Consider the following 12,472-nt stretch of genomic DNA (forward strand, 5'->3'; position numbering starts at 1 on the left):
GCACTTTTCGTGCGTAACACCGCCAAGCTCACCACCGCCGTCCTCGCCGCCGGAGCCCTCACCCTCGGGCTGACCGCCTGCGGCTCCGACAAGGACTCCGCGGGCTCCTCCGACTACAGCGGTCCGCTGGTCGTCGCCGCGAGCCCGGCCCCGCACGCCGAAATCCTGAACTTCGTCAAGAAGAACCTGGCGGAGAAGGCGGGACTCGACCTGGAGGTCAAGGAGTTCACCGACTACATCACGCCGAACACGGCGACCGAGGACGGCTCGGTGGACGCCAACTACTTCCAGAACCAGCCGTACCTCGACGACTTCAACAAGACGCGCGGCACGCACATCGCGCCCGTCGTCACGGTGCACCTGGAGCCGCTCGGCCTCTACTCCCACAAGGTCGAGAAGGCCGACGCCCTGAAGAGCGGTGCGACCATCGCCGTCCCGAACGACGCCGTCAACGAGGCCCGCGCCCTGAAGCTGCTCGCGGCAGGCGGGCTCATCACCCTCAAGGACGGCGCCGGCTCCGGGGCCACCCCCCGGGACATCGCCAAGAACCCGAAGAACCTCCAGTTCAAGGAGGTCGAGGCGGCCCAGACCGCGCGTTCCCTGGACGACGTGGACGCCGCGGTCATCAACGGCAACTTCGCCCTTCCGGTGGGGATCAAGCCCGCCAAGGACGCCCTGATCCTGGAGTCCGCCAAGAACAGCCGGTACGGCAACTTCCTCGCGGTGAAGGAGGGCAACGAGAAGGACCCGCGGGTCAAGAAGCTCGCCAAGCTCCTCACCTCCCCCGAGGTGAAGAAGTTCATCGAGGACAAGTACCAGGGCTCGGTCCTCCCGACCTTCTGAGCCCGCCCCTCCTCCTGAATCCGTCCCGCCCTACCGGCCCATATCGCCACGCACGGGGTCCGCTTCCTCACAAGGAGTGGACCCCGTTGTGCGATTCGGTGCTTTCATGCTGCATGCTGGGCAGTTCAGCAGCCCCTGAAGGAATTCACGATGGTTACGGAGCGGCGCATGACGAGCACCTTCCCCAGCATCTCCATCAGCACGGAGCGGTTGGTGCTGCGTCCACTCGACGAGGACGACGTGCCCGCCCTGGCCGAGATGATGAACGACGAGAACATCGCCGCCTGGACCGACGTCCCCCAGCCGTTCACCGAGGACGGCGCCCGCCACTGGATCACCGAGTACGCGCCCGCCGAGCGCGCGGCCGGCCGGGGCCTGGACCTCGCCGTCACCGAATTCCTCACCCAGCGCCTGGTCGGCATCGTCCAGCTGACCAACACCGACTGGCACATCCGTGCCACCGAACTGTCGTACATCGTCGCCCCCTGGGCCCGCGGCGAGGGGTACGCGTCCGAGTCAGCGCTCGCCACCGCCCAATGGCTCTTCGGCGACCAGAAGTTCGAACGGATCGAGATCCGTACCGCCGCCGACAACGCCGCGTCCCAGCAGGTGGCCCAGAAGATCGGCTGCATCAGCGAGGGCGTGCTGCGCAACGCCTGCATAGTCCACGTCCGCGCGGAGGACGGCACCTGGACCGACCTGCGCAGCGACTTCATCGTCTGGAGCCTCCTCCCGGAGGACCTCGAGGGCGCCGACGAGCAGCTCGCCGGTTTCACGGCCTACTCCGACTGGAACTGAAGCGCACCGGAGCGCGGGCCCGGCCCCGGCACGCGTCCGGCCGCCCCACCCGGTAGTCTCACGGAGCCCGACCACGGGCCCTTCCCATGACGACCCGCGGAAACCTGGAGAGACACGACGATGGCCGACCGGGTCACGGTGATCGGCTGGGACGGTTCGCCGCTGACCGAGGCGGCGCGATCCGCCCTCGGCGCTGCCACGCTCGTGGCGGGCGCGGCACACCACCTGGCGCTGCCCGAGGTCCCGCCCGCCGCCGAACGCGTCCGCCTCGGCAGCCCCGCACTCGCCGCCCGCCGCATCGCCGCCCACCGCGGCACGGCCGTCGTCCTGGCCGACGGCGACCCCGGGTTCTTCGGCGTGGTCCGCACTCTGCGCGCACCTGAGTTCGGCCTGGAGGTCGAGGTCGTCCCCGCCGTCTCCTCCGTCGCCGCCGCCTTCGCCCGCGCCGGCATGCCCTGGGACGACGCCCAGGTGGTCGTCGCCCACCCGCGCACCCTGCGCCGGGCCGTGAACGTCTGCCGCGCCCACACCAAGGTCGCCGTCCTCACCGCCCCGGGCGCCGGCCCCGCCGAACTCGGTCTGCTGCTGGAGGGCGTGCACCGCACCTTCGTCATCTGCGAGGAACTGGGCACCGAGCACGAGCAGGTCAGCGTCGTCACCTCCGACAAGGCCGCCGACCACACCTGGCGCGACCCGAACGTCGTCATCGTCATCGGCGGCCCGGTGGCGGCCGCGGAGGACGGCGGGTGGATCGCCGGACGCGACCCGGGCGCCGGCCCGCGCGGCTGGGTTCTGCCCGACGAGACCTACGGCGGCGGCCTCGGGGAGGGCGAGACGGAACTGCTCCGCGCCGCCCAACTCGCCCGTCTCGGCCCCCGGATCGGCGACCTGGTCTGGGACATCGGCTGCGGCTCCGGCGCGTTCGCCGTCGAGGCCGCGCGCGCCGGGGCGGCCGTCATCGCGGTCGACCACGACCCGGAGGCCTGTGCCCGCGCCGAGGGCGCCGCACGCCGGTCCGGCGTCCAGTTGCACGTGGTGCACGGCACCGCCCCGCACGTCCTGGAGAACCTTCCCGAACCGGACGTCGTACGGGTCGGCGGCGGGGGAGCGGCCGTCGTCTCGGCGGTCGCCGACCGGCGCCCGCAGCGCATCGTCACGCACGCCGCGACCCGTGACGCGGCCGAGCGCGTCGGCCGCGACCTGACCGAGCACGGATACCGCGTCCAGTGCGCCCTGCTGCAGTCCGTCGAACTCGACACGCGGGCCTGGACGGAGACCGAGCGGAACGTCGCCTTCCTGCTCAGTGGGGTTCTGCCGGACCGCGCCCCGTGATCCGGTTGTCGTACCGCGCGCGGTAGGCTGGCCGATCGTTGTACCGCACCGGGTGGCCCGGAACTTCGTTCGCCAATGTCCGGAACGCACGCCCGGTTCGCGGTGGGTGCGGTACGGCGGAACCGGAGGACGCGCAACGTGGCGCAGTCCACAGCGGGCTGTCGCGGATCATGCTGTCGCGATGGCCGGACGACCGGGACAATGCCACTGAATGGCTTTGTCGCCTTTTTTGGGCGGGTCGTTCGTGCCGCTGGGCACGCACGCTCGTTCTTCACTACGGGGCGGTCGGTGCGCCGTTCCGGGTGAGCTGGTCGTAGAGGCACTAACCGATGGGCGAGGGGTACGCATGACCGACACCGGCCAGGTCCCGGGCGAGGGGCAGCCGGAGAGCGCAGGCATGGTGGAGCAGCCGGGCGTCCCCGCACACGGCGCGTACACCTACCTCTCCGAGGCACCCGCCGAGGACGAAGACCTGCTGCTGCCGGGTGCCCAGGGCGCGTGGGGCAACGAGGTGCCGCCACCCGCCCCGGAGCCGGTGGTCGAGGCCGTCCACGAGCCGGGCCCGCACGAGACGGCCGGCCGGGACAGCGGCTCGGTCGACCTCAGCGGCGTCCGCCTGCCCGACCAGGCCCCCGCGTCCGTGCCACCGTCACCCATCCTCTCCGCCCCGCACGACGCGGCCGCCGCGCCGCAGGCGCCGCGCCGCCCGCTGCACCTCGGCCCGCCCCTCCCCGACGTCTCCGCGAGCCCCGTGCGTTCCCTCGCCGACCGCGGCCCGGCCGGAGCGCCGGTACGGCAGCCCGGCCCGCCGGCCACCGGTCCCGAGTACCTCGACGCGCAATCCCCGCGGGAGGCGGGCCCGCAGGGTGCGGCTCCCTGGGGCGCCGCACCGGCGGGGGCTCAGGCCGGCGCGCAGGAACCGGCCGCCGAAACAACCGACCCGGCCGGTCCGGTGGCGGACGCCCCGGGCGGCCCGTCCGGCGCCGCAGAGGCCACCATCGCCCGCCTGGCGACCCAGGCGGCCACGCAGGCACCGGCTGCGGCCCAGGCGGCCGAGGTGGTGCACGGCCACGACGGCCCGCAGCCCGCGCACGGCCACGACGGGGTGTACCCGGCTCCGGCGGCTCAGGGCCCCGAGGACGCCTGGCAGGCCACGGAGGCGGCCGCGGCTCCCGTGGAAGCGGATCGGGCCGCTGACGCCCCCGGCGGTCACCCGGCGCCGGAAGGCGGTCGGGCCGCGGACGCCGCCGGGGCCGTCCCCGACCAGCAGGCGGAGACGGCACCGGAGGGGGCCCGGCCGGCCGACGGAGCCGAGCAGGGTGTGACCGCGCCGGAGGGCGCGGACGCACAGGCCGCCGACGGGGCGCAGGCACCCGCGCCCGCGGACGGCACCGTGCCCGGGGAGGGAGCCGCCGAGGCGGCCTCCGCCCAGACCGTGGCCGAGCCCGGGGTCGCACTGCCCACCCAGGGCACCGCGGAGGCGACTCCCGCCGAGACCGTGACCGAGCCCGAACTCGCCGATGCCCCGCAGGGCGTGGCCGAAGCCACGGCCCCGCAGCAGCCGGCCCCGCAGCAGCCGGCCCCGCACGCCGCCGGCGCCGCGGAGCCCCGGCCCGGTACCGGGGACGCCCAGCCGGATGGCGCGAGCGTTCAGCCCGGTGCTCCGGAAGCTCCGTCCGGCGTCGCGGACGTCCAGCCCGGTGCCGCCCAGTCCGAGGCCGGCTCCGCGGAGGCCCCGACCGCCGTCACGCAGGCCGTCCCCGCCGCCGAAAGCCTGGCCGCCGCCGAGGCCGTGCCCGTGGTCGAGGCCGCGCCCGCCGTCGTCGAGGCGCACGTAGCCGTCACCGAAGCCGTGCCCGTCGTGGCGGAGAACGTTCCGGCAGCTGAGGGGGCTTCCGCCGGCGCTCACGCCGTCGCGGGTGCCGAGGCTCAGGTCGTCGCCCCCGAAGCCGCGCCCCTCGTCACGGAGGCGGTTGTGGCAACTGACGGGGCGTCCGCCGGCGCTCACGCCATCGCCGGGGCCGAGGCTCAGGCCGCCGCCCCCGAGGCCCCTCCCGGCGTCGAGGCAGAGCCCGCCGCCCCCGAGGCGGCTCCCGGCGTCGAGGCAGAGCCCGCCGGCCCCGAGGCCGCTGCCGGCGCCGAAGCCCGGCCCGCCGGCCCTGAGGCGGCTCCTGGCGCCGAAGACAGCCCTGTCCCCGCCGAGGTCGCGCCCACCGCCCCCACCGCCCCCACCGCCCCCACCGCGCCCGCCGCCGAGGCCACGCAGCCGTCCGGGCCGGCCCCGGCGCCCGAGTCCGGCGCCCGAGCGGCCGCTCCCGAAACGGCGGAGACCGAGGCCCCCGCCGCCCTCCCGGCCCAGAACGCCGTACCGGCGGCCGCCGGCGCTGACGGCGCGTCCGAGCCGCACGCTCACCCCGCACAGGGCCCGCAGTCGGTCGAACCGGTGGCGCCCACCGCAGAGGCCGTGCCCGGAGCGCCGCAGCCCCAGCCCCAGGCACCGGCCGACCCGGAGCCGCAGGCCCAGCCGGTACCGTCCCAGCAGGGCGCCGACCAGGCCGGACCCGGCGGCGCCGAGCCGGCCGCGGCCGACGGCCCCGAGGTGCCCGTCGACCCGCAGGCACAGACCGGCGAGGCCGCCCCCGCGCACCCGGAGACGACGCCGCCCGCCGCCGGCCCGCTGCCCGCCAACGTTCCCTCGGAGCTGTATCCGGAGCAGCCGCTCGGCCAGTTCGTGCCGGTGCAGGGCCAGGTACCGACCACCCCGCACCTGGCGCCGACTCCGCCGCACCCCGTGGTCCTGCCCGCGCAGGAGGCGCAGGGGCCGCGGAACGCGCAGGGCCCGCAGACCTCCGCGGAGCAGCCGGAGCCGGTGGCCACCGTGCCCGCGCCGCGCGAGGCCGAGCCGGCCGCCGCGGCGGCCGCGCCGGACGGCGAGCCCGTCCCCGATGCCGTACAGAACGCGGAGGACCTGCAGACCAGGGCCGCCGACCAGGAAGAGGACACGGCCGCAGTGGCGGAAACGCAGAAGTCCGCCGGCCCGGCCGCGCCCGGTTACGCCGACGCCGAGCGCGAGGCCGTCCTGAAGGTCATGCGCGAACGCCGGGACATCCGCAACGGCTTCCGCAACGACCCCATCCCGCACGAGGTGCTGCTGCGCGTCCTGGAGGCGGCCCACACGGCCCCCTCCGTGGGCCACTCGCAGCCCTGGGACTTCGTCGTCATCCGGTCCGCCGAAACCCGGCGCGCCATGCACGAACTGGCGATGCGTCAGCGCGAGGCCTACGCCAAGTCGCTGCCCAAGGGCCGGGCGAAGCAGTTCAAGGAACTGAAAATCGAGGCGATCCTCGACACCCCGGTCAACATCGTCGTCACCGCGGACCCCACCCGCGGCGGCCGCCACACCCTCGGCCGCCACACCCAGCCGCAGATGGCGCCCTACTCCTCGGCGCTCGCGGTGGAGAACCTCTGGCTCGCCGCCCGCGCCGAAGGCCTCGGTGTCGGCTGGGTCAGCTTCTTCGACGAGCGGGAGATGGTCCGCGCGCTCGGCCTGCCCGAGCACCTGGAGGTCGTCGCGTACCTGTGCGTCGGGTACGTCGACGAGTTCCCGGACGAGCCCGAGCTGATGCAGGCCGGCTGGTCCAAGCGGCGCCCCCTGTCCTGGGTGGTGCACGAGGAGACGTACGGCCGCCGCGCCCTGCCCGGAGAGGAACCCCACGACCTGCTCGCCGAGACCGTCGCACAGATCCGCCCGCTCGACGCCAAGGCGCTCGGCGAGGCATGGGAGCGCCAGAAGCGCATGACCAAGCCGGCCGGCGCGCTCGGCATGCTGGAGATCATCTCCGCGCAGCTGTCCGGGCTCTCCCGGCAGTGCCCGCCGCCGATCCCGGAGCCCGCCGCCGTCGCGATCTTCGCCGGCGACCACGGCGTGCACGCCCAGGGCGTCACCCCCTGGCCGCAGGAGGTCACCGCCCAGATGGTGGCCAACTTCCTCGGCGGGGGAGCCGTCTGCAACGCCTTCGCCGCCCAGGTCGGCGCGGAGGTGTGCGTCGTGGACGTGGGAGTGGCCGCGGACCTCCCCGCGACCCCCGGCCTGCTGCCCCGCAAGATCCGCGGCGGCACCTCCGACATGACCGCCGGACCCGCGATGACCCGCGACGAGGTCAAGGCGGCCATCGAGGTGGGCATCGAGACCGCCCGTGACCTGGTGGCGGCCGGCAACAAGGCGCTGCTCACCGGTGAGATGGGCATCGCCAACACCACCGCGTCCGCCGCCCTGATCGCCGTCTACACCGGCGCCGACCCGGCGGAGGTGACCGGACGCGGCACCGGCATCAACGACGAGACCCTGGCCCGCAAGACCGAGGTCGTCCGCCGCGCCCTGGAACTCCACCAGCCGGACCCGGCCGATCCCGTCGGCGTCCTCGCGGCCATCGGCGGCTTCGAGCACGCGGCCATGGTCGGCCTGCTCCTCGGCGGCGCCTCGCTGCGTACGCCGGTGATCCTCGACGGCGTCAGCGCCGGCGCCGCGGCACTCGTCGCCCGCGCGATCGCCCCCGAGGTCCTCGCGGCCTGCATCGCGGGCCACCGCAGCGCCGAGCCCGGCCACGTCGCCGCCCTCAACAAGCTGGGCCTGCGCCCCCTGGTCGACCTCGACCTCCGCCTGGGCGAGGGTACGGGCGCCCTGCTGGCGCTGCCGCTGGTCCAGAGCACCGCGCGCGCCATGCACGAGGTGGCCACGTTCGACTCGGCGGGCGTCACGGAGAAGTAGGCGCCGAAGGACGGGCGGTCCGGTGTTCAGCTGCCGGACCACCCATGTCCCACGCCCTGCCCACCGCGTAAAATCCGCACGTCAGGGCCGCTCCGAAGGTGCAGCGCGCCCCACGCACAGCTGCACGAGGAGCTGCCCCTCATGGCCGAACACCCCGCCTACCCCGTAGGCCTCCGCCTCTCCGGCCGCCGCGTGGTCGTCCTCGGCGGCGGCCAGGTCGCCCAGCGCCGTCTCCCGGCACTGATCGCGGCCGGCGCGGACGTCGTCCTCGTGTCCCCGGAGGCGACCCCGTCGGTCGAGGCCATGGCGGACGCCGGCGAGATCACCTGGCACCGGCGGCCGTACGCCGAGGGCGACCTCGCCGAGGCCTGGTACGCGCTCATCGCCACCAGCGACCCCGAGGCCAACGAGCTGGCCTCCGCCGAGGCCGAGCGGCACCGCGTCTGGTGCGTGCGCTCCGACGACGCCGACCGGGCGACCGCCTGGACCCCGGCGACCGGCCACAGCGAGGGCGTCACCGTCGCCGTACTCACCACGCGGGCGCGCGGCCGCGACCCCCGCCACACCGCCGCCATCCGGGACGCGGTCGTGGAGGGCCTGCGCGACGGGACCCTCGTCGCCCCCCACCACCGCACCCGTACGCCCGGCGTCGCCCTGGTGGGCGGCGGACCCGGCGACCCGGACCTGATCACCGTCCGCGGCCGCCGGCTGCTCGCCGAGGCGGACGTGGTCATCGCCGACCGGCTCGGCCCGCGCGACCTGCTCGCCGAACTCCCGCCGCACGTCGAGGTCATCGACGCGGCGAAGATCCCCTACGGCCGCTACATGGCCCAGGAGGCGATCAACAACGCCCTGATCGAGCACGCTCAGCAGGGCAAGTCGGTCGTCCGGCTCAAGGGCGGGGACCCCTACGTCTTCGGGCGGGGAATGGAGGAGCTCCAGGCGCTCGCCGAGGCAGGCATCCCCTGCACGGTCGTTCCCGGCATCTCCAGCTCCATCTCGGTCCCGGGCGCGGCCGGCATCCCCGTCACCCACCGCGGCGTCGCCCACGAGTTCACCGTGGTCAGCGGCCACGTCGCTCCTGACGACGAGCGCTCCCTGGTCGACTGGCCGGCGCTGGCCCGGCTCACCGGCACCCTGGTGATCCTCATGGGCGTCGACAAGATCGGGAAGATCGCCGAGACGCTCGTCGCGCACGGCAGGTCCCCCGAGACCCCCGTCGCCCTCGTCCAGGAGGGCACCACGGCCGCCCAGCGCCGTGTGGACGCCACCCTCGCCACGGTCGCCGAGACCGTGCGCGCCGAGGACGTGAGGCCCCCGGCGGTGATCGTCGTCGGCGCGGTCGTGAACGTCGGCCCGGACGCGGCCCGCGCATGAGTGGCTGATTCCGCGCGACCCCGGGTGACGGGCGTCGCGCACCCGTATCCGACCGTCGGTACCCCCACCAGGACAAGGCAGCAGCACCCCGTGGCCGATCTCATCACCGTCGACGACCCCGACGACCCCCGCCTCTCCGACTACACGGGCCTGACCGACGTGGAGCTGCGCCGCAGGCGCGAGCCCGCCGAGGGCCTGTTCATCGCCGAGGGCGAGAAGGTCATCCGCAGGGCCAGGGAAGCGGGCTACGAGACGCGCTCGATGCTGCTCTCGGCCAAGTGGGTCGACGTCATGCGCGACGTCATCGACGAGCTCCCGGCCCCGGTGTACGCCGTCAGCCCGGAACTCGCCGAACGGGTCACCGGCTACCACGTACACCGCGGGGCCCTCGCCTCCATGCAGCGCAAGCCGCTGCCCACGGCCGCCGGTCTGCTCCGCACCGCCCGCCGGGTGGTGGTCATGGAGTCGGTCAACGACCACACGAACATCGGCGCGATCTTCCGCTCGGCGGCGGCCCTCGGCATGGACGCGGTCCTGCTCTCACCCGACTGCGCGGACCCCCTGTACCGGCGCAGCGTCAAGGTCTCCATGGGCGCGGTGTTCTCCGTGCCCTACGCCCGCCTGGAGACCTGGCCGCAGGGTCTGGAGTCCGTCCGCGAGGCCGGCTTCACACTCCTCGCTCTCACCCCGGACGAGAAGGCCCGCAGCCTCGACGAGGCCGCCCCGCACACGATGGACCGGGTGGCGCTCATGCTCGGCGCCGAGGGCGACGGGCTGTCCCGGCGGGCCCTGGCCGCCGCCGACGAGTGGGTCCGCATCCCGATGTCCCACGGCGTCGACTCCCTCAACGTGGGCGCCGCGGCCGCGGTGGCCTTCTACGCGGTGGCCACCGGCCGGCCGCGCTCCTGAGCCGCCGGTCCGGCGCTCACTTCCCGTCGTCCCGGCTCATCGTCGAACGGTACTGCTCGGACATCAGCCTGCCGGTGTCAAGCGGCGTGAAGCTCGGCTGCGCCTGCCGCTGCCGCTGGACACCGCCGTCGCCGCCGAGCCCGCGAGCCGGGCCCTGGCAGCCCTGCGCCACCGCGATGCCGAGCGCCACGAGCAGCGTCACCACCACGAACACGAACAGCCGCTGCCGCAGCAGCCGCGGGTTGGCCGGCCGCCGCCCGGTCCCGGTCGAACGCGGTCCCGGCCGCCCGCCGCGGGTGCCCGGGCGGCTCCCGCCGGAACGCGGGGCACCGCCGCGCGGCGCCGGGGTCGGGGCCGTACCCGGCCGGGACGCGACGCCACGCGGGCCGCTGCCGCCCCGCGACGGCACTCCGCCGCGCTGCGGCGCACCACCACGGGAGGGCGCTGTGCCGCGCGGTACCGGCGTACCGGGGGAGGTGCGGCGCTGTCCGCGCTGCTGCTCGGGGTAGGAGTCGACGAGCCGCCCGGTGGGCCGGTCCGCCTCGGCGGCGCGCGGCCGCGGCGGCCGTACGTCGGGCAGGCCCTGTGCCTCCCGGGCGGCGATCTCCTTGAGCCGCAGCGACAGCTGCAGGGTGCTGGGCCGTTCGTCGGGGTCCTTCGCCAGACAGGCCCGGATCAGCGGGGCGAGCGCGTCCGGCACCCCGTGCAGGTGCGGCTCCTCGTGCACCACCCGGTACAGCATGACCTCGGAACTGCCATGCCCGAAGGGCGAGTCGCCGGTCGAGGTGTACGCCAGGGTCGCGCCCAGCGAGAAGACGTCCGTCGCCGGGGTGACGGCGGCTCCCCGAACCTGTTCCGGAGCGAGGAAGCCGGGGGAGCCGACCGCGGTGCCGACGTGGGTGAGCGTGGAGGCGCCGGTGGCCCAGGCGATGCCGAAGTCGATGATCCGCGGTCCCTTGGGGGACAGCAGGATGTTGGAGGGCTTCAGGTCCCGGTGGACGACTCCGGCCTCGTGCACGGCGACCAGCCCTTCGGACAGGGCGGCGCCGATGGCCGCCGTGTCCGCCGCGCCGAGCGGGCCCCCGTCGGCGACCTTGTCGTGGAGCGAGGGCCCGGGCACGTACTGGGTGGCGAACCAGGGCCGTTCCGCCTCCAGGTCCGCGGCGACCAGACGGGCCGTGCAGCCGCCCCTGATGCGCCGGGCCGCCGAGACCTCACGGGCGAACCGGGACCGGAACTCCTGGTCCTCCGCGAGGTCGGGCCGGATCACCTTCAGCGCGACCCGCTGCCCCTTCTTGTCGGAGCCGAGGTAGACCACGCCCATCCCACCCGCGCCGAGCCGTCGGTGAAGCCTGAACGAGCCGACGACGCGCGGGTCCTCGCGCCTCAGGCGCATCATCGCCATGTTCATCCCCGCTGCCCGGTCCCTGTGACGTGGCCCAGCTTACGTTTCCACGGCCTCCTGCGCGCAGAGGCCGCGCCCTCCGGACCACACGGATTGTGCGGGGTGCCGGTACGAAGTGAAAGGTGGTCACCAACCCCTGGCCGCCAGCTCCCTTGACTCCCGGACGCCCCCAACCCGTATTACGCAGGCGGCGGTTGAGACCCCGAGGTGCCCGGGCGACGACGGACCCACTCCCGTGCCGCTGCCGCCGGGAACGGCTTGGCGGACCGGAAGCGGAGCGGAACGGCGACGGCACGCGGCACCCCCTGGAACCCCGGACGAAGTGACCGAAGTCACCCCGGCAGGCCCGCCGGACGCATCCGAAATGACGGACACGGCGGGCGCCCTCTCCGGGAAGACCCCGAGAGGCGGCGCCGCGTCTCCACCCAGGGGAGTACCTCGCAGGTCGTGGCTCATCCTCCGGGAGGCCCGGCAATCGGTACGAAGGCATGACGTGCCGCGCCCGCCCCGCGCCTAGATTTGAGGTCAAGCGGCGGGCGCAGCACTCGTCCCCCGAGGTCAGACGCCCGCCGCTGCCAACGACAACAGAACCGGTCAGGAGAGGGACCATGGCCCACACGGCACCGCGACGCACGACGTTCGCCCCCCGCCGCGCGGGCCGCCGCCACCCCTTGGTGGCGACGCTCATGGCCCTTCCCCTGGCGGCCCTGCTCCTGCTCGTCTTCGACGGCTGGGAGACGGTGGCCACACAGGCGTCGTCCGTGGGTGTGGTGCTGGGGCGCTGACCAGCGACCCCAGGCCCGGAAGAGCGGTCCGGGCGGGGACATCCACCCATGAAACCCCGTGGGGACGGGGGTGCGGCGGACGGCACGAATGCCGGCGCAGCTGGGGAGCTGCGCCGGCATTACGCCGTCCCGCCGTAGCAGCGGGCAGTCGCACCGCCATAGCCGCGGCCAGTCGCACCGCCGTAGCCGCAGGGCGGTAGCACGCCGTAGCTGCGGGCAGTCGTGCCGCTGGGGCGGCACGGGTGGGCGCAGCGG

General features: G+C 74.8%; 8 protein-coding genes. 7 read left to right on the top strand and 1 reads right to left on the bottom strand.

Going from position 1 to position 12,472, the window contains the following annotated elements:
* Window positions 1-9 precede the first annotated feature (9 nt).
* The 6 genes from IE177_RS14375 (at window position 10) to IE177_RS14400 (ending at window position 10,027) form a co-directional block, all read left to right on the top strand.
* Entirely contained in the window at window positions 10-843 is an 834-nt protein-coding gene (locus tag IE177_RS14375) for a MetQ/NlpA family ABC transporter substrate-binding protein (RefSeq protein ID WP_190015711.1), read from the top strand.
* Window positions 844-1,011: 168 nt separating this feature from the next.
* The gene (locus IE177_RS14380) at window positions 1,012-1,641 is read left to right on the top strand and encodes a GNAT family N-acetyltransferase (RefSeq protein ID WP_190015712.1); all 630 of its coding nucleotides are present in this window, start codon (window positions 1,012-1,014) and stop codon (window positions 1,639-1,641) included.
* A gap of 120 nt (window positions 1,642-1,761) precedes the next feature.
* The gene (gene cbiE, locus IE177_RS14385) at window positions 1,762-2,973 is read left to right on the top strand and encodes a precorrin-6y C5,15-methyltransferase (decarboxylating) subunit CbiE (protein WP_190015713.1); all 1,212 of its coding nucleotides are present in this window, start codon (window positions 1,762-1,764) and stop codon (window positions 2,971-2,973) included.
* A gap of 346 nt (window positions 2,974-3,319) precedes the next feature.
* Window positions 3,320-7,741 carry a nicotinate-nucleotide--dimethylbenzimidazole phosphoribosyltransferase gene (gene cobT, locus IE177_RS14390; RefSeq protein WP_190015714.1) on the top strand — a complete coding sequence of 1,474 codons (4,422 nt, stop codon included), beginning with the start codon at window positions 3,320-3,322 and terminating at the stop codon, window positions 7,739-7,741.
* Between the two features lie 141 nt (window positions 7,742-7,882).
* Window positions 7,883-9,118 carry a uroporphyrinogen-III C-methyltransferase gene (gene cobA, locus IE177_RS14395; RefSeq protein WP_190015715.1) on the top strand — a complete coding sequence of 412 codons (1,236 nt, stop codon included), beginning with the start codon at window positions 7,883-7,885 and terminating at the stop codon, window positions 9,116-9,118.
* A gap of 90 nt (window positions 9,119-9,208) precedes the next feature.
* Window positions 9,209-10,027: a TrmH family RNA methyltransferase gene (locus IE177_RS14400; RefSeq protein WP_190015716.1), complete on the top strand. Its 819-nt coding sequence runs from the start codon at window positions 9,209-9,211 to the stop codon at window positions 10,025-10,027.
* A gap of 16 nt (window positions 10,028-10,043) precedes the next feature.
* On the opposite strand, the gene IE177_RS14405 is transcribed toward IE177_RS14400, so the two are convergent.
* A complete protein-coding gene (locus tag IE177_RS14405; RefSeq protein WP_190015717.1) occupies window positions 10,044-11,438 on the bottom strand; it encodes a serine/threonine-protein kinase in 1,395 nt (464 codons plus the stop codon).
* 602 nt (window positions 11,439-12,040) lie between these two features.
* Between IE177_RS14405 and IE177_RS14410 the strand changes: the two genes are divergently transcribed.
* Window positions 12,041-12,217 (top strand): hypothetical protein, encoded by a 177-nt coding sequence (locus IE177_RS14410; RefSeq protein ID WP_190015718.1) that lies wholly within the window; start codon window positions 12,041-12,043, stop codon window positions 12,215-12,217.
* The last annotated feature ends 255 nt before the right edge of the window (window positions 12,218-12,472 follow it).

Origin of the sequence: Streptomyces lucensis JCM 4490, from assembly GCF_014650035.1 — a bacterium.
Classification (GTDB): Bacteria; Actinomycetota; Actinomycetes; order Streptomycetales; family Streptomycetaceae; genus Streptomyces; species Streptomyces lucensis.

Excerpts from the sequence above, each read along its gene's own strand:
- IE177_RS14380 (WP_190015712.1), top strand. The coding sequence starts at position 1,012 with ATGACGAGCACCTTCCCCAGCATCTCCATCAGCACGGAGCGGTTGGTG.
- cobT (WP_190015714.1), top strand. The coding sequence starts at position 3,320 with ATGACCGACACCGGCCAGGTCCCGGGCGAGGGGCAGCCGGAGAGCGCA.
- IE177_RS14410 (WP_190015718.1), top strand. The coding sequence starts at position 12,041 with ATGGCCCACACGGCACCGCGACGCACGACGTTCGCCCCCCGCCGCGCG.
- IE177_RS14405 (WP_190015717.1), bottom strand. The coding sequence starts at position 11,438 with ATGAACATGGCGATGATGCGCCTGAGGCGCGAGGACCCGCGCGTCGTC.
- cobA (WP_190015715.1), top strand. The coding sequence starts at position 7,883 with ATGGCCGAACACCCCGCCTACCCCGTAGGCCTCCGCCTCTCCGGCCGC.
- cbiE (WP_190015713.1), top strand. The coding sequence starts at position 1,762 with ATGGCCGACCGGGTCACGGTGATCGGCTGGGACGGTTCGCCGCTGACC.